Source organism: Microvirga sp. Mcv34, from assembly GCF_024519725.1.
Lineage (GTDB): Bacteria > Pseudomonadota > Alphaproteobacteria > Rhizobiales > Beijerinckiaceae > Microvirga.
Genome location: NZ_JALJRK010000089.1, coordinates 1 through 16877, shown reverse-complemented (window position 1 = coordinate 16877; position 16877 = coordinate 1). Strand labels below are relative to the sequence as shown.

At 59.9% G+C, this 16877-nt stretch carries 15 protein-coding genes and 3 pseudogenes; 5 read left to right on the top strand and 13 right to left on the bottom strand.

Annotation, left to right across the window (positions count from 1 at the left end; translation table 11 throughout):
* Positions 1-522: 522 nt before the first annotated feature.
* The gene (locus OC446_RS25685) at positions 523-1044 is read right to left on the bottom strand and encodes a cysteine dioxygenase (protein ID WP_262031842.1); all 522 of its coding nucleotides are present in this window, start codon (positions 1042-1044) and stop codon (positions 523-525) included.
* Positions 1045-1300: 256 nt separating this feature from the next.
* On the opposite strand from OC446_RS25685, the gene OC446_RS25680 reads away from it, so the two are divergent.
* Complete coding sequence (locus tag OC446_RS25680; protein ID WP_262031845.1) at positions 1301-1759, top strand: Lrp/AsnC family transcriptional regulator; 459 nt, start codon at positions 1301-1303, stop codon at positions 1757-1759.
* A gap of 188 nt (positions 1760-1947) precedes the next feature.
* On the opposite strand, the gene OC446_RS25675 is transcribed toward OC446_RS25680, so the two are convergent.
* Positions 1948-2565, bottom strand: coding sequence for a hypothetical protein (locus OC446_RS25675; RefSeq protein ID WP_262031841.1), 618 nt, complete (start codon positions 2563-2565; stop codon positions 1948-1950).
* An 11-nt stretch (positions 2566-2576) separates the two neighbouring features.
* On the opposite strand from OC446_RS25675, the gene OC446_RS31140 reads away from it, so the two are divergent.
* Both OC446_RS31140 and OC446_RS25665 read left to right on the top strand, forming a co-directional pair.
* On the top strand, positions 2577-3152 hold the full coding sequence (locus OC446_RS31140) for a TRAP transporter large permease subunit (RefSeq protein ID WP_410055140.1): 576 nt from the start codon (positions 2577-2579) through the stop codon (positions 3150-3152).
* Positions 3095-3280 carry a hypothetical protein gene (locus tag OC446_RS25665; protein WP_262031839.1) on the top strand — a complete coding sequence of 62 codons (186 nt, stop codon included), beginning with the start codon at positions 3095-3097 and terminating at the stop codon, positions 3278-3280. The genes OC446_RS31140 and OC446_RS25665 overlap by 58 nt, the downstream gene beginning before the upstream one ends.
* Positions 3281-3753: 473 nt before the next feature.
* On the opposite strand, the pseudogene OC446_RS25660 reads toward OC446_RS25665, so the two are convergent.
* The 5 genes and pseudogenes from OC446_RS25660 to OC446_RS25640 all read right to left on the bottom strand — a co-directional run.
* Positions 3754-4236 (bottom strand): annotated as a pseudogene (locus OC446_RS25660) (DDE-type integrase/transposase/recombinase); the annotation flags it as partial.
* Between the two features lie 144 nt (positions 4237-4380).
* On the bottom strand, positions 4381-5595 hold the full coding sequence (locus OC446_RS25655; protein WP_262031838.1) for an efflux RND transporter periplasmic adaptor subunit: 1215 nt from the start codon (positions 5593-5595) through the stop codon (positions 4381-4383).
* 159 nt (positions 5596-5754) lie between these two features.
* A complete protein-coding gene (locus OC446_RS25650) occupies positions 5755-5892 on the bottom strand; it encodes a hypothetical protein (RefSeq protein WP_262031837.1) in 138 nt (45 codons plus the stop codon).
* Between the two features lie 305 nt (positions 5893-6197).
* Positions 6198-6602, bottom strand: coding sequence for a phosphoribosyl-AMP cyclohydrolase (gene hisI / locus OC446_RS25645; RefSeq protein ID WP_262031836.1), 405 nt, complete (start codon positions 6600-6602; stop codon positions 6198-6200).
* 217 nt (positions 6603-6819) lie between these two features.
* The gene (locus tag OC446_RS25640; RefSeq protein WP_262031835.1) at positions 6820-7401 is read right to left on the bottom strand and encodes a hypothetical protein; all 582 of its coding nucleotides are present in this window, start codon (positions 7399-7401) and stop codon (positions 6820-6822) included.
* A gap of 390 nt (positions 7402-7791) precedes the next feature.
* On the opposite strand from OC446_RS25640, the gene OC446_RS25635 reads away from it, so the two are divergent.
* Entirely contained in the window at positions 7792-8517 is a 726-nt protein-coding gene (locus OC446_RS25635) for a DUF1223 domain-containing protein (protein WP_262031834.1), read from the top strand.
* A gap of 1266 nt (positions 8518-9783) precedes the next feature.
* A pseudogene (locus OC446_RS31135) lies at positions 9784-10439 on the top strand (DUF1007 family protein).
* A gap of 327 nt (positions 10440-10766) precedes the next feature.
* Here OC446_RS31135 and OC446_RS25625 read toward each other — a convergent pair.
* From OC446_RS25625 to OC446_RS25600, 6 genes and pseudogenes are all read right to left on the bottom strand, one after another.
* Complete coding sequence (locus OC446_RS25625) at positions 10767-11675, bottom strand: MBL fold metallo-hydrolase (RefSeq protein ID WP_262031833.1); 909 nt, start codon at positions 11673-11675, stop codon at positions 10767-10769.
* A gap of 624 nt (positions 11676-12299) precedes the next feature.
* Complete coding sequence (locus OC446_RS25620) at positions 12300-12935, bottom strand: peroxiredoxin (RefSeq protein WP_262031832.1); 636 nt, start codon at positions 12933-12935, stop codon at positions 12300-12302.
* 157 nt (positions 12936-13092) lie between these two features.
* Complete coding sequence (locus OC446_RS25615; protein WP_262031831.1) at positions 13093-13371, bottom strand: ArsR/SmtB family transcription factor; 279 nt, start codon at positions 13369-13371, stop codon at positions 13093-13095.
* A 121-nt stretch (positions 13372-13492) separates the two neighbouring features.
* Positions 13493-14095: a DsbA family protein gene (locus tag OC446_RS25610; RefSeq protein WP_262031844.1), complete on the bottom strand. Its 603-nt coding sequence runs from the start codon at positions 14093-14095 to the stop codon at positions 13493-13495.
* A 73-nt stretch (positions 14096-14168) separates the two neighbouring features.
* Positions 14169-14932 (bottom strand): annotated as a pseudogene (locus OC446_RS25605) (DsbA family protein).
* Positions 14933-15847: 915 nt separating this feature from the next.
* Complete coding sequence (locus tag OC446_RS25600; RefSeq protein ID WP_262031843.1) at positions 15848-16822, bottom strand: YeiH family protein; 975 nt, start codon at positions 16820-16822, stop codon at positions 15848-15850.
* Positions 16823-16877 lie beyond the last annotated feature (55 nt).

The window sequence follows — 16877 nt, the reverse complement described above, 5'->3', positions numbered from 1 at the left end:
GCTCGTCCAAATCGCAAATCAGGTCACTGCAACAAGCTCAGGTGAATACGATCGGCTAGCCTCCGACCTCGACCGGCGGAACCGCGCGTGTCATGAGCGCGGTCAACCGGAACTGCTATCGCCTACGATTGGCCGGATCGCTCCCGGCTCAAGCGGCGTGTCGCTCGCGATCGAGGTGTCGAGAAGGATCAGCGTGTGATCCGATCCAAGTTCGTCCGTGGCCATTTCAAGACGAGAAAATCCGGCGTGTTCTGGTGGTCGCCGTTCTTCCGCCATGGCTCGGGAGTTGGTCTCGCCGCCAAAGCCTACCGTCTTGTGGGCGCAGGTGGCCCGACTCCGCGTTCTGCGGGTAGCCAAGGAGCCGGTGTTGGAGCGGCATTCCGGCAAGCGGGAACAGAGCACGAAGGCTTCCGAACCCTCCATATTGCCGCTATGGATTTTCCCGACAGGGCGGGACTTCTCGGCACCGGATCCACCCGACCTCCACCGGTCTATGGGACGATGGATTCCACGATCGCTCCTTCAACTTAAGGCGAGCTGATACTCACGATCCACGGAAGATCCGTGCAACCGATGATCGAAGCCGTAGATGTGCAAGGAAATCGCCTCGTCGGACGAGTCATTGCTCATCTGATGGATGTTTGGTCCGGAAGGCAGGAAGCACGCAATGAACCCCGGACCACGGAGAACCTTCTGCGTCGCCACAGCGTGGGTTCGGCTAACGGCGGAGAAACGTCGCTCGGTGAGAGAGCCTGAGACGATCCCGAAACAGCAAGAGCAATGATGATCGTGGATCGATGTTGTGCTCCCTGGGCTCCAAACGATGGCCCAGATGCTCATTTGCTCGTCCCCGTAGACGAGATTTCTTGTATAGGCTCCGGGCTTTCGCTCCAATGGAATCCCGGCCAGGAAATCGGGATTGAAAACGCTCTGCCGCAATACGGAGCGGGCGTTGTCCAGGTACTCTCTCGCCAACGCTCGGCTGGCGTCACTCAACCGCGCAAAAGGTTCCGTCACCTTGGTGGGTTCCACTGTAGCTGTCATCTTTCGCTCGATCCGAAGTCTGTTGAGAATGGAGCAGATTTTACACCAGCTGCCCGGAAATGGTTTGTGATTGATCCTGAGATTTCCCCGAAAACGGCAAATTTCTTGCAAAAGGTGGCCCAATGTCGGAAGTTTTTTCCATCAATGAGCTTGACTGTGTAAGCCCGGGCGGCCGACCGCCGCCTTCGACACGCCCTACGCTTCCTGCTCTCCATGTTGCGCAAGTGTGAACCCAATGAACGCAAAAACAATTCGGATCGACGCGATCGACAAGAAGATTCTCTCGAGCCTGCAAAGCAATTGCGCCTTGCCGGTTGCCGAAGTGGCTGAAACAGCGGGTATCTCCCCGACGGCCTGCTGGCGCCGGATCCAGAAGTTGGAGCAAGACGGTATCATCCAGCATCGCGTCGCCCTCCTGGACCGCCAAAAACTGAATGTCGGCGTGACCGTCTTCATCGCCGTGAAGACCCGCGAGCACAGCGCGAAATGGGCCGAGATGTTTCGAAATGCCTTGAAGGACATTCCCGAGGTGGTCGATTTTTATCGCATGAGCGGGGAGGTCGATTATCTCATCAAAGCCTATGTGCCGGACATTGCGAGCTATGACGCGCTCTATAAAAAGTTGATTTCTCGCGTGGAACTTTCAGATGTGACATCAATGTTTGCCATGGAGGAGATCAAGGCCACGACCCAAATCCCGCTGGATTACGCTTGATACGGATTTCCGGCCTCGGCGGTTTGCGCAGACAACCAGGTCGCGACGGAAGCCATATGAATCAGGCTTCCAGTGTCGCAGCCGCCCCGTTCTGATCGTCGGCGCAGCGTTCAATCTAGTGTCGAAGCTGCTCCGGGCTCCAATCAGCAACACCACAGGACCGGTCCGAGTGACGTTCGAGTTGTCCGTCAACGGGCGCTGCTGTCGCCCCAGTAGAGCCCGGGCGGGAGCATCGCCTGCGATCCGGCGCGATCTTTGCCGCCGATCCGGGTTAGCCGCGCATTGAGCCGCTCGGCGTCAGCTCGCTCGTCCTCGAGACGACGGTTCGGGATTCCAGCCAAGAAAGCGCGCTTCAGAGTCTGAAACGTGGCATCATCCGCGGCCTGCATAAGGGGTCGGACGGACACCCAGGCCGCATCCGATCGGGCGAGCAGGCGTTTCGCATCGGATGAGGCCGTGGCAAACGCCGAAAGGATGTCTGTCCGCTCGTTCGGCTGTCTGAACAGGTAACCGCTAAGGGCGAGGTCGCCCACCACGCCGAAAGACTTGGCGAGGTCCCCTACCCCGATGAGCCGCCGGAATCCTCTGGTCTCGAGGCGGGCGCAGAAGGTCCAGTCGAGCAGTGCCGCGTCGACTTCGCCCTCCTCCAGTTCCTGGGCGAGGACCGGCGACGAACCGTAGGCGTGGGTACTATCATGCTCCAAGTCGACTCCGAACTGGTCCGCGCCGTACGCGAGCAAGAGGTGCCAGCACTTGTCGAGCGTGCCGCCCGCGATCCCGATCCGCCGGCCCTTAAGGTCCTGCACGCTTTGGATCCGTGTGTCAGGAGGCATCATCACGGCCCCTTCCGTGCTCGAGAACGGCGGAACTTGATCGGATCTATTTCGGCATCGCGACCCCGACCGAAGGCGGTGCGATCGGCGTGACCGGAACGCTCCTGCTCGGCCTCGTCAGGCGCAAGCTCGAAGGTCGCAACCTGAGGTGGGCCATGGACGTCACGGGTGCCTTGGTCTCATGTATCATCTTCCTGCTTCTGGGCGCCTCGTTCTTCACATTGGTCTTTTGCGGGCTGGACGGACAGATCTGGATCGAATCGCTGTTTGGAAACGTGCCAGCCGGACAGGCCGGCTTCGTCATATTCCTGAACGTCACCATATTCTTTCTCGCGTTCTTTCTTGAGTTCTTCGAGATCGCGTTCATCGTGCTGCCCCTCGTTGCCCCGATCGCCCGTCAGCTCGATATCGACATGGTCTGGCTGACCGTCCTCCTCGCGGTCAACCTGCAGACTTCGTTCATGCATCCGCTTTCGGGATCGCGCTCTATAACCTTCGGAGCGTGGCGCCCCTGTCCGCTCGCACCCTGCAAATCTACCTTGGCGCAGTGCCTCTCCTGATCACTCAGCTGATCCTGCTGGTGCTGCTGACCCTTGCTCCCCAGATCGTCCTCAAGAATGCGCCAAGGCCAGACAATACGGCCACCGACATCGAGATCCAGCTTCCTCCTGCGCTCGAAAAGAAGTGATCTGGAATGGCCGCGGTGGACGAGGATAGTGGGTAATGATTATTGCGAGACACTCTCGCGGCTCGCCCGCGTCATCCGTCAGGCAACAGCTTTCTCCGCCGCCTATCTCCACTGAACCAGTCGACTGGGATCACTGAAACACCGCCGCGCCAAGCCGTCGCTCACGGGCCGAGTGGCGTGGCGACAGCAAACATGGCTACAACAGTAGGGGGAGCAGTAGGTTGGATTTGCTCCGCTTTTGTGGAGAGCGTTTTGGCAGCTAACTGGTTATCCTTTCGAACCGAGCCCGACTGAGGTAGTCGAGCGTCGAATGACTCCGGACCGGGGTATTAAAACCATTGATGTAACGGCCGATTGCTCCCGAGCTTTGGCTCGCGTCTGGAAGTCGGTGCGGCAGATCAGTTCGGCTTCCAAGCTCTTGAAGAAGGTTTCGACAACGGCATTGTGTTGTTGCCCCTGAAAGATCGGACAGATCATCCCGGTTGACGTGAGGCGATGAACTCACGCGGTGAACGATGCCCGAGTGCCTTGTGCGGGTGAAGGCTGTTGTAGTGTTCGAACCATAGAGGAAGGCTCTCCATCACCGTCCGGGCATCCGGGATTGGGCTGACGCGGACGTAATCGCGCTTGATCGTGCGCACAAAGGCTTCCGCCATGCCGTTGCTCTGTGGGCTCTGCACGGGTGTGGTCCTCGGCTCCAGCCCCATTGCCCGCGCCAGGCTTTTCGTCTCATGGGCGATGTAGCCCGAGCCGTTGTCGGAGAGCCATTCGATGGTCTGCGGCAGACGGTTCACCGGCCCAAAGCGATACTCGACTGCGGTGATCATCAGGTCCTGCACATCCTCGCCCTTGATCCCCTCCGTTGTGGCCACATGGCCGAGCACCTCCCGGTCGCAGCAGTCGAGGGCAAAGGCGACCCGCACCTTCTCGCCATTGTCACAGCCGATCTCGCCTCCGACCTTGGTAGCCAAGATCACGGCCTCGACGGGTAGGACTGCCAAACACTGCACAACGGGCGGTAACCGTATGCCGAGGCACCTGGTGAGCAGGAGGTCGGCGAGACTCGGGGCGAAGAGCGAGAGTCGATGGGAGCTTCAGCATCATGGGCCAGCTCCAGCCGGCTGTCCGGCTTGGGTGCCCGTGTGCTGCGTCGCCTGTGGCCTGCCCTGCAGCGGCATTGGCCTAACGGGCTGGCCGGGGCGCACCCGGCTCACCCCATCGACAACGATCCTTTCTCTGCCGGTCAGGCCATCCTGCACGACCCAGCCTGCCGCAAGTTCAGGGCCTAGACGGATTGGTCGGAGCTGGGCGACGTCGTTCGCGCCAAGAACATAGACTGAAGGGCCCTGCGCGCCCTGGCTCACCGCCCGGCGCGGGACGACGATGGTATCCGGCAATGTGATGCCGAGGACGCGCACCCGGACGAACTGGCCCGGCAACAGGACAGCGTCCGGATTCGGGAAGATCGCCCGCGCCTGAATCGTCCCGGTCTGCGGATTGACTCTCTGGGCGGCCGTGTCGACCCTGCCCCGGTGGGGATACACCGTACCTGGCGCGAACAGCAGCTCGACCTCCAGATCCTGGGTGGACAGCGGTTTCACCCGCTGTTCGTTCAACTCGCGGAAAGCGCGCCCCTCCTCATCCGTGAAGGAGAAGTTCACATAGGCCGGGTCGAGTTGGGTGATGGTGGTCAGGAGCGTCTGCTGCGCCTGGACGAGTGTGCCGACCGGTGGCGATTGGAGCGCTGTGATCCCGGAGCTCGGCGCTACTACCGTGGTATAGCTCAGGCTAAGCTTGGCGCTTTGGACCTCAGCTTCGGCGAGTTGGATCCCGGCACTAGCCTGATCCCGCTGAGAGCGGGCCTCCTCAAGCTGCCGTGCGGCAGCAACCTCCCTGTGGACGAGCTCTTCGACTCGCTCAAAATTCGCTTGGGCCTGCAGGAGTGTGGCCCGCGCCTGTTCGAGCTGGGCCTCCGCCCGCCGCAAGACCACTTCGTACGGCGCCGGGTCTATGTGGAAGAGCACCTGGCTCGGCATCACTCGCGCGCCCTCCTCGTACTCACGCTTGAGCAGAAGACCGCCGACGCGCGGGCGCACCTCGACATCACGGACGCCGGCAACACGGCCGGCATACTCCACTGGATATGGCACCTCGGCCGGCTCGATCCGCATGATGCCGACCTCGGGCGGTGGTGATACGTGGGCCGATGCGTTTTGAGAGGAGGTCGGCTCCTCGGACAAGCGCAGGAGGAAGAAATACACGCCTGCGGCTAGGGCCAAGCCGACCAAGGCAATGAGAAGCGTGCGCTTGACCACCTTGCCCTCCTGGTTTGATGGTCGAGCGCGCTCGACTGAGCCCCTCGACCAACGTCAAACAGCGGACGGCCGTCCGCCGGCGCCGTGTGTCAACAGCCAGGCGATAGGGTGGGTTCCACTGGACGGATGGCCCTGTTGGAACCGTCCCCTGGTGATGTTTTAGCGCCTGCGGCTGGTCCAGATCGCCTTCAGCAAGTAGAACGCCAAGACTCCGCAGAGGACTGCTCCACCGGCGGCCGAAAGGAATATCACAAGGCCGAACTCGAACCGCTCGCCCGAGCCGGTGGTGACCGACATCTGCCTCCAAACCGCGAACGACCACACCAAGATTAGAAGGCCAGCGCCAATCCCAATTAGTGTCGCCAAAACTTGGATGAAACGCTTTCTCAAGTGGCCTCGCTCCTGCAGTTCGAACGACCCCGTTAACGGCGTTGCTCAGGTAGGTTATCGCCATTTCTGTATTGTGGAACCATATGTCTGAGGTCCATTTGCTCGATGGTGCCCGGCTGAAAACGTGCCGCAAATGAGCTGTTGAAGGCACCAGTATGAGTTGCCAAGCCCAGTGAGAGCAGGTGGCGGGTGCACAGCTCAGCAAACAGCGCTCAATCTCGATCTGCCTCCTTCTTCAGGACAGCCCCGTCCTGGCCATTCACAACCACCCGGTAAAAGCAGCTGGCTCGACCTGTATGGCAGCATCCGCGATCGGTACCGAGGCGGACCTTCAACCAGAGAGCGTCTTGATCACAGTCAACCCGCATCTCCTGGACATACTGAATTTGGCCGCTTGTTGCGCCCTTGTGCCAAAGCTCCTCACGCGATCGGCTCCAGTACCAAGCCTCTCCGGTCGCCAGTGTCCGCTGCAATGCCTCTGCATTCATCCAGGCAAGCATGAGAACGGCACCGGTCTCAATGTCGGTGGCGATTGCCGGAAGCAGCCCATCCGCGTTGAACAGCGGTGCGAAAACGGATCCCTCTTCGACTTCCGCTTTACAAGTCGTACTCGGCATAGGTCCACTCCACTTCAATACGGTTCCAATGGCATGGACAGGCTGTAGCCAGATTGGCACAGGCTGCCAAGAAGGCAGGCTCCAGCTGCTTTGCGCAAGTTAGACGCAGGCTCCACCGAAGCGCGCTGTCGCTGCGCCAGCGCTCTTCATCATCGTGGGGCCGGGGCGGCATGCCAGCATTGAAGGATGGTGGCTCCGGCCCGCAGCGGTCAGGCCATCAAGGTCCGGCCCCGAGCAGCTTCGTCGCGGAAATCATGGTAAAGCGGACCAGTGGTCCCTGAGCTGCCGAGACGTCGACCAGGATTGGACCGTTGCGGTCCAGAAGAAACGACGCACGCTTTGTGAACGCTTCGGAGGTGGAGCGCACCCGGCGCAACGTGAGCGACCGCGTCACTGTTTCGACGGACTCTTCGAAGACATCTAAATTCTGCTGCCGCACGAAGCATAAGGCGAATCGCCGCCCATCCCGGCTTCCCCGTTTGAAATGCAGGATCGTAGGGAAGTCTCGGATGGGAACGAGCCAAGTTTCAATCTCGGATGTTGAACTCTCGCCGTCTCCTGCCTCAGGCGGAGGATTCTCGACGCGCCGCCCACCGTTCTGCGCAACAGCCGACGAGAGTTGCGAAAAATCTTCGATGTGCCGCAGGCAATTCTGGAGGAAAAAGCCGGCGAGACTTTCTCGCTCGTTGCCCACCTCTGCGCCGCTGGGAGCAGCCGAAAGCGAGAAGACGCAGCCGAGGATGGCCGCCGCATTGCGCAGCAGTCCGTGTCGGAGCGGAACAAGAGATGGTTTTGTCACGATTCCAAGATCCTCGATGTTCTTCGCTGAAAGTTATCTCGGCCGCCCTTGAATCGCAGCCTCGTCAAGCTGGCGCTGTCCGGCGTCTTCAACCTAGAGGCGCAGCCTACGACCGCAGGGGCAGAAGGTAAACGGGCCCTTACCACAAGCAAGGGACTTCCAGGCGCAAGCTTGGTCCCCTCACGGGAGATGCTGCGGGCCCTTGTCCTGTGGGCGACCTCTCTTCTTCAATGGTACGGACCCTCGGCCATCATCAGCTCGCAGAGTGTCGACCTGACCAGACACCTGACACGCATTACGGTTGGCGCGGGTAGGCTTGCCGTGGAAATCGAGAGAACGTGACTTTACGGAGGAAGGGTAGCTGTATTGAGTACCAGCATGAGAGGCCGCATGAAATCCTGGCTGGGACTTATTCCCGTCATAGCAACCCTGTGGGCTGGCAGCGCCATGGCGTTGCCGCAACCGCGTGCTGTCCTCGAGCTCTTCGTGAGCCAGGGCTGCCCGGCCTGCCGGCCCGCGAACCAACTCGCGGCCGAATTAATTCAGGATCCGAGCCTCATCGTGCTGAGCCTTCCCGTGAATTATTGGGATTATCTCGGCTGGAAGGACACGCTCGCTGTCCCGCTGTTTACGGCACGCCAGAAGGGCTATGCCTCGGCGAGGAATAATCGCCGGGTCTATACGCCGCAGATGGTCGTCAACGGCCTCGTGTCCTGCGTTGGGTCATCCCGTGATGAAGTCATGAAGTCAATAGAGCACGCAGCGGCCGGTCGAGACTCTCTCCCCGTCCCAATCGCTGTGCGGGAGGAGAACGGCCTGATCATCGTCGACATAGGCCCTGGTGCCGGTGAGGGCGGAGCGTGGTTGCTGCCCGTCCGCAAACGTAGCCAGGTTACGGTCTATCGCGGGGAGAATGCCGGACGCACGGAAACGTACACCAATGTGGTGCGGGGTCTCTACCCCCTCGGAGCGTGGTCCGGTTCTCCCGTTCGTTTCGAGATGCCGCTACAGGCTGTGCAGGCCAAGGACGCCGACTCGTATGTCGTCCTGCTTCAAAGGGAGGAAGGCAGTAGAGCGGGCTTGGTCCTTGGTGCAGTGAAGGGGCCAGGCTTGTAGTGCCCGCCATCGTATCGCTCGTCCTTCAGCAAGGGCGCGACGCGAACGATCTGCGTCGTGCCAGCCTTGTCGGCGACTGAGTAGGCATGTACGGCAGGATGCCGGCGCCGCTTGACCTACCCGAAGAAGGGCGATCCGCGTTCCAGTAAGACCTGAACCGATGATGGCATCCGTGATTTCACCCTGGGTCTCGATGCCGTACAGCCAACGTCTGCGATCGTGGGATCTTCCAAAACGGCTCGATCAGGTTGAGATTGGCCTCGGATCTGGGCGGGAACACCATCTGCAGCGCGGATGCGCCAACTGGAACAGCAGCACGTCCGTGATCCGGTGGGAGTTGAGGTTGTCCAGGACAGCCTAGACACGAGTCACCTTATCTAGGATCCGGTGCTCACCCAGCTCAAGAAAATCGGCCCAGTGAACCGTGCCACGCTCAATCTATGATTGCGTGAAGGGCTTGCAGGTTGGGGCAACACGCACCATGGACATAGCCCTTGGCGCAGCGGCTGTAGCCAATCTCCTGCCTCGCAGGACCGGTCAGGTCCGGGTCTGCACCAGCGCACCCCGCGTAGATCTAGGCACTCACCAATCCCATCTCGCCCAGGCAGTGACACAACTGTCCGCAGGCGGTGCGATGTAACGCATCTCAATCCGCCCCGATTTTCGGCGAACGCCGGATCGACCGCGCGCCGAACCAATTCTCGTGCTTGCGCCAGCCCAAGCCCTCCCGGAGCAGGATCTCGTCAATGCGTCTGCGCTGGATCACAATGCCTTTCGTCTCATGTAGGTAGGCGGCCAGCCGGTCGAGCGTTCAAGCCGTGGATGGCAGCCCCGGCATCTGAGGTTTGATCAACGCGGCGGCGGATTGCTCGTACGAGCAATCCGAAAGGTGCCTCCTTGAGCGCATCCACTCCTTCAGCTTGACGCGGTGGATACACTTGCGCACAGTCTCGCACTCAAGGCCCGGCGGCTGCAATGGCCGATACGCTCGCGCCGCGACTGGCGCGCCAGATCATCTGCGCCCATTTTACTATCTAGGCCGGAGCGGTGTGCGAGTGAGCCAATTTCAGCACCGCGTCGCTCCCCAGTGGTCAAGTCTCGCAAGCAGTCTGGTGCTATAAGCCATCTCCGCTAGCAAGTTCATCAAGGCTCCAATTAACCCGGCTGCACTTGTCAAACACACCACTTTGCGCCTCCGTTTCGCCTCTTTTAACCACGAGATCCCTTCTTAAGGGAACCTTTACTTCACAGTATCTTCGGTAGAGCATGACACATCGCCCCGGTCTCACCTGCCTTCTAGCCGCAGTTTTGGCGGGACTTGTCTCACCCGTGCTCGCGCACCCTCACGTATGGGTCACTGCGAAGGCGGAGGTGGTCTATGACCAATCCGGTAACGTTGCAGGCGTGCGCCACACGTGGACCTTTGACAAGAGCTACTCGGCTTATGTGACGCAAGGGCTCGACAAAGACAGTGACGGCAGGCTGACGTCCGAGGAGTTGAAGGATCTGGCGAAGGAGAACACAGAATCGCTTGTCGACTTTGATTACTTCACAGAGCTGAAGGTGAATGGAAAATGCAGGAGTTCGGATTCCCTCACGACCACGCCATGGTCTATGTCAATGAGGCGGTGAGCCTATCCTATTTCTTGCCTTTGAAGGTAACGGCGGCGGCGAAGGCCGCTTCGCTCGAGGTCCATGACCCTTCATTCTTCATATCATTTTCCCTTGCTGAAGGGAAAGATGCAGTGACGCTTGCAAGCGCCCCCCGAGGCTGCGCGGTCAATATCACGCGCCCCACGGTGCACGACTCGGCCCAACAGCAGAGCTTGCAGAGTATGTCGGAAACGCTTTTCCAGTCCCTGACTGCCGGTTCTAATTTCGGCACTCAATTCGCTAACCGCGCCATCATTGCATGTCCATGAAGGGTGAACCCTTATATCCTTTTGGGTTACTGTTCCGAACGCGGAACAAAGGCCAGACCCTGAACTGAGCAGCGGCTGAGGGCCGCTGCTCAGTTCAGGGTTGCGCGACGGGCTTGTTGAACCCGCGCGAAAGTCCAGAAACCCCTAGGGAGATCGGCCCCGAATCTTCGGGACTTCTGCACCTCCTCCCGTTCTCATGTGTCGGCAAAACTGCTGCTGGGGCTAGCGATCAACTTCGCCGCCTCTTTGCCTGCAAGCGTCTCGCCATTTGTACGGGCTCCGGCAGAGATTCCTTGCGCCTTTTATCGTGATGATGCCGTCCATTACTCACTCGCCCCAGGCTGCGCCTTCAAGGGCATCGAGCGGAATCTTGAGGTAACGCTTTCCATCATCCTCCGGCTCAGGCAGGCGCCCGCCCCGAATATTCACCTGCAGCGAGTGCAGGATCAGCTTGGGCATCGGCAGCGCGCGGTCACGCGCTTCGCGTAAGGCCACGAATGCCTCCTCCGTCTTGGCCTTCAGGAGATGGGTGTTCTCCCGCTTCTGTTGCGCCACCGTGCTCTCCCAGCGGGGCTCACGGCCGCCCGGCATATAGTCGTGCCCGGTGAACAGGCGCGTCTCGTCTGGCAACGCCATAATGCGCTGAATGCTCTGCCACAGCGCGCGGGCCGAACCGCCGGGGAAGTCGGCCCTTGCCGTGCCACCGTCGGGCATGAATAGCGTGTCATGGATGAAGGCGGAATCGCCGACTACATAGGCTATAGAGGCAAGCGTGTGCCCTGGAGTGAACATCGCTTCCACGTCCATGTTGCCGATCTTGAAACGCTCGCCATCGGCGAAGAGCCTGTCCCACTGCGAGCCATCGGTCCGGAACGTGTCAGGCAAGTTGTAGAGCCCCTTCCAGAGCTTCTGAACATCGACGACCTTCTCCCCAATGGCGGTGGGCACGCCCGTCCTGTCCTTCAGGTAACCTGCCGCCGAGAAGTGGTCGGCGTGGGGGTGCGTGTCGAGGATCCATTCGAGGGTGTAGCCCTCATGCGCGATAAACTCCAACAGATCGTCAGCCGAGTAAGTTGCCGTAGCGCCCGACTTTGGATCGAAGTCCAGGACAGGATCAATGATGGCGGCCCGCTTCGTCTCCGGGTCGGCGACGACGTACTGGACACTGTTGGTGCGCTTCTCGAAGTGCCCCTTCACGATGGGGTGTCCCCGAAGCGGAGGCTTGGTGACGGACATGGATGTTCCTCTGTGGGTGTTTGCGATCTCAGGCCGTTAACCCGAAATCGTACTGGCGATTGTCTCAGCGACATCATGGACTGGCTGACAGTCGCGATGGTTACAAGACAGCTACAGCTTTGTGCGGGGGCCGTTCAGGTTCGCCGACGCTGTCATTAACGGTCGGTGAATGATCACGCTCTTCAGGGTGGCCTGACCAGTACGGCTACACTTCGCAACCCCTTCCATCGGCTGTCTGTCCTATTTGCAGGTGCAACTCCATAGATGCGTGTCCGTCGAACCAAGGCTTATCTTCGCAGGATGCCTGCACGATGGATGTGCTGCTCCGGTTCAGAGCCGACCACGTATACGGGCGCCGACCGACTGGCACTCGCAGTGTTCGCTGTGAAATGTCATCGGCCTTTTTAAGACCGCTTGCATTTCTGACCAGCGCCTTCAGCGAGGACCTGTATAGGCGGATAAACTGCGTGGCTCACCCGATGTCTGTCCAGACATAGCGGCAATCCGACCTACTCAGCCAGAGTGCAGGTGGCTACGCACTGCATCGTGCTATGCGTAGCTCTGAGGAAGGTATGAGGTTGGGTTCTGTTGGTCTGCAACGATCGTGGACCCAACCTGCTGCGCTTAGGAGCCCGGCTGCGGGGTAACTCGCAGGTACGGCTTGAGTGCATGCCAGCCTTTCGGAAACCGTGCCTTGGCCTCTTCGTCCGACACTGACGGCGCGATAATGACGTCTGCCCCCTGCTGCCAGTCGGCAGGGGTTGCAACGCTGTGGCTATCCGTCAGCTGGAGCGAATCGACCGTGCGCAGGATTTCTGCGAAATTGCGGCCTGTCGATGCCGGGTAGGTAAGCGTGAGACGCACCCTCTTGTTAGGGTCGATCACAAAGACCGACCGCACAGTGAGCGTGTCGCTGGCGTTCGGATGCACCATGCCGTAGAGGCTCGAAACGGTGCGGTCCTGATCAGCTATCAGCGGAAAGTTCAGCGCTGCTCCTTGCGTCTCCCGAATGTCTTCCGCCCAACGGTGATGATCGTCGATCGGATCAACCGATAGACCAATCACCTTGACGTTGCGCCGCTCGAACTCGGGCTTGAGCTTTGCGACGGCGCCGAGTTCAGTGGTGCAGACTGGCGTGAAGTTCTTCGGGTGCGAAAAGAGCACGATCCAGCTCTCCCCCGCCCAGTCATAGAACCGGATTGGACCTTCAGTGGTCTGGGCCACAAAATCAGGGGCTAAGTCGCCGAGTTGGACTGCCACGGTAATCCTCCAATGTTGTTCCGCCCGTACAGGGGGCGAATGATGTCTTCGAACGAGGTACGCAACAAACTCAAAGGTGCTCTCTGACAGCCGATGCAGCACCGGCTCGGATGCCGACCCGGGGCAAGGGATGCGGCGCGTTTCATCTGTTTCGTGTTCAGGCCGAAACATCGCGTGCAGCGTCGGCTGGCAATTCCTCTGACAGGCGCAACAGCAGAGCGACGCGATGATCGCTGAGGTTGTAGCGTACTAGCCGGCCTTCCTGCTCGCCGCGCACGAAGCCGCGACGATAAAGGCAACCAAGATAATTGGAGACCTTCGACTGCGTCAGGCCGGTTACCCGGATCACTTCGGACACAGTTGAGCCGCCACTCCGTAGAGCTTCGAGGATCACCAGCCGCGATGGATCAGACAAACCGCGCCAACGCGTGGCCATATGCTCTGCCTTGCGTCGCAAGGCAGGCGGCCTCGCCTGGTGCCGTTCGTCCGGCTTGGCGAACAGAGCTGATCTGCAGACAGCCATAATCAACTTCCCTGAGCAGCCGAATGGGACCAGCCTACGAGCCGAGCATCGGTGTGATGATCTCTTCAATCTGTTGGATCGACAGATTGCCGGGATGACGCTGCCCGTTGATGAAGAAGGTCGGCGTCGAGTTGACCTTGAACGTGTCGGCCGCACGCTGCTTAACGGCGCTCACCCCCTCGTAGAGCTTCTGGTCCTTGAGGCAGGCGTCGAACTTTTCCTGTGAAAAACCGGCCTGGCGCATCAGCCCGCGCAGGGCGTCGAGGGGCTTGTCGGTGAAAGCCCAGTTCCGCTGCTGCTCGAACAGCAGGTCCGTGATCGGGTAGTACTTATTCTTGCTGTCGCAGCGGGCGAGCAGGAAGCCGGCCGTGGCGAGCGGGTCGAGGGGGAATTCCCGCAGGACGAAGCGGACCTTGCCGGTGTCGATGTAGCGCTTCTTCAGCTCCGGCCAGGTGGTCTTGTGGAAATTGGCGCAGTGGGAGCAGGTGAGCGAGGCATATTCGATGATCGTTACCTTGGCGTTTTCCGGGCCCAGCGCCACATCGCCCAGGGGACCCTGAACCGCAAGGTCCTGGACGGCCACGTTCTGGGCGAAGGCTGGGCCGTACGGCAGCGCAGCCAACACACCGGCCGTCATAAACCCTATTACCTGACGTCGCGTTTTCACAATGATATCTCCCTTGTTCCATTCTTGAAGGCCGTTATCCAGGTCACCCGCATGTCCCCTTGCCGCACTGCCGGATGTTTGCAATCGCTTCGCGGAGGGCTCAATCCCCACGGCACCGGCGATGATATCCTGGTTGAGGATGAAGACAGGCGTCCCCGTGATGCCGAGTTCGTCACCGAGAGCGGCATTGGCCTGGAGCACGGCGGTAACTGTCCCGCCCTGGATGTCTTTTTGCAGTCTCGCTAAGTCGAGCCCAAATTCCTTCGCCACGGCTAGTGCACGCTCCCCATTGGCGCGTCCACGTATCTCCATCAGCTTGCCGTGAAACGCCAAGAGCCTGTCCGGCGAGAGCTGGCGTTTTGCCGCAACCGCCAGCCGGCTTGCTTCGACCGAGTCAGGTCCGAGGACAGGAAAGTCCTTCAGCACCACGCGCAGGTTTGGATCCTTCTTGATCAGGACGTCGCTATCAGCCTCCGCCTTCCGGCAATAGGGACAATTGTAATCGAAGAACTCGACCAGGGTCACATCGCCTGACGGATTGCCGGTCACGTAGTCCTCGGGTGAGTTGATGAGCTTTTCCCGTTCGTTTCGCAGCACAGCCGCTTGTGCAGCCCTCTGCGCCTCTTGCTGACGGCGCTCAAGTTCGCCTATGGCCTCTTGCAGGACCTCCGGGTTCTCCAACAGGTACTCTCTGATGATGCCCCCGATGGCCTGACGCTGCTGAGGATCGAACTGCGCAGGCTGGCTATGTCCGCCTGTCGATCCGAGAGCAAACATGACGGCCAAAGCGCCTCGAAGGAAATTCATCACCTCAATCCTGCTGTTGATGCTTAAAGGCCGACTCATGCCAGTCAAAGATGCAATATATTAATATATATTCAAGCGTTTATGTGATCAAAAGTTGCTCCGCCGCCGCAGCGACACAGTGTTGCTGCTGAGCCTGACATTCCAGACTCAGCTCAAGGAAATTCTTGACGTCACGCAACACTATGGACGTTTGGCCTGATAACTGACGAGCAAGGCGCGGGCGCCTCTTCGCGACAAAAAGAAAACGCTATTCTGCTGTGGCAGCAGACCAGCTTCGCTCACGTCACGCGCGAGGGCGACAGCGGAGGCTGCGCTTCTCTCGGTGGCGCCATGGCCTCTCGCATTGCTGTGGCAGGCTTCTGGATGGGTCTGCCGAACCATCGTGGAGCACTTGATACACTTTCCCAGTTCTGAGCCCCGCATGTGCTGTGCTGGTTCGCCTTTCCCTTGGCTCCCCTTGCTCCGCAATCGGTGGCCCGATCTTGTTCGCGAGGTTCATTGTGTCTCAGGCAGGATTCAATTCCTCGGGATCGTTCATCAGCGGCTTCGGCTCCTCGCCTTCCCGATGTGGACCAGCCGTGGCATGCCACTCTGGCCAATCCCGAGGCCTTTCGAATCCCATTTAAGGAGCGTCCGTAGATGCCAGGGTCTCAGACCACGTCGGGCTAAGCCGGCCCTCGCGCCAGCTCATATTACCTTCCGCACACAAGACGAATGATGGCACCCGAAAAGCGTCAGTTTCGTGGTTCAACGGCTGGCCTACACGCTCCCTTGTCAACGCTTCAAGGGCGACCTCGCGACCGCCCGCGCATGACGTGGAGCCAATGTGGATCGCTACTCCTTCAATGCGACTGACTTGCTCCATCTACTCCTTGTCGGTCTCCCGACGCACCTTACTCCTTCCCATTTCGGAACTCACCCGATCGCAAGCAGGCGTATCAAGCCAAGGCTGATTCCGAGTAGGACGAGAAGCGATAAGATCACCGCCAGCGTCACCCGTCCGCCGACTCGTCCGAGCACGCGCAGATCCACCCCAAGCCCAAGAGCTGCCATGGAAATGACGGTGAGCGCTGTCGCCATAGGCAGTACCCCGCGCAGAACCACATCTGGGATTGCTCCCGCTGAGCGCAGGGCTGCAATCACGACGAAGCCGATGATGAACCATGGGACAAGTCGCTTAAGCGACAGGGTGGCGAATCCGGAACGAGTGCCGACGAAAATCGAGAGCAGAATGACCACGGGCCCGAGCATGAGCACCCGCACGAGTTTCACCAGAGTACCGAGTTGCGTGCTGATAACGCCGATCGGCAGGGTGGCCGCGAGCACTTGCGGCACGGCATAGACCGTAAGGCCTGCAAGCACACCATACTGTGACGCCGACAGACCCACCAGGGGCACCAGCAGCGGCAGAGTGAGAACGACGATCACGCCAAGGATGGCCGTAAAGGCGATGGAAGAAGCTACGTCTTCGCTATTGGCATCGATGACAGGCGCGACAGCCGCGATAGCGGAGTTGCCGCAGATGGAGTTGCCGCAGGCGATCAGGACGGCCATGCGGTTGGGCAGCCCGAGGAGGCGGCACAATCCAAAGCTCGCCCCGATAGCCAGGAAAACCGCGAGAGCAATCCCGAGGATGAGCCCGGAACCGGTTTGCACTACGGCTTCGACGCTGATCGAGGCGCCCAACAGCATCACCGCGAGTTCAAGCAGGGTCTTGGCGGAGAATTCAATGCCGGGCAGCCAGTGGAGGCCGGGTGTCCATATCGTTCTGAGGACCGTGCCGAGCAGGATTGCGATAACCAGAGCCTCAAGATAAGGCCGCCCGGTCCAGTGCTCTTCCAATACCTGGAGACCTATGGCGACCAGCGCGATAAGCATGCAGAGGAGCACACCTAGTGTTGTGACTCTAACGCTTGTTTCGCACGGGCGACCTTTTCCAGGATAG

Coding starts and splice junctions, on each gene's coding strand:
- OC446_RS25685 (WP_262031842.1), bottom strand. CDS start 1,044: ATGACAGCTACAGTGGAACCCACCAAGGTGACGGAACCTTTTGCGCGG.
- OC446_RS25650 (WP_262031837.1), bottom strand. CDS start 5,892: ATGTCGGTCACCACCGGCTCGGGCGAGCGGTTCGAGTTCGGCCTTGTG.
- hisI (WP_262031836.1), bottom strand. CDS start 6,602: ATGCCGAGTACGACTTGTAAAGCGGAAGTCGAAGAGGGATCCGTTTTC.
- OC446_RS25635 (WP_262031834.1), top strand. CDS start 7,792: ATGAAATCCTGGCTGGGACTTATTCCCGTCATAGCAACCCTGTGGGCT.
- OC446_RS25625 (WP_262031833.1), bottom strand. CDS start 11,675: ATGTCCGTCACCAAGCCTCCGCTTCGGGGACACCCCATCGTGAAGGGG.
- OC446_RS25615 (WP_262031831.1), bottom strand. CDS start 13,371: ATGGCCACGCGTTGGCGCGGTTTGTCTGATCCATCGCGGCTGGTGATC.
- OC446_RS25610 (WP_262031844.1), bottom strand. CDS start 14,095: ATGACGGCCGGTGTGTTGGCTGCGCTGCCGTACGGCCCAGCCTTCGCC.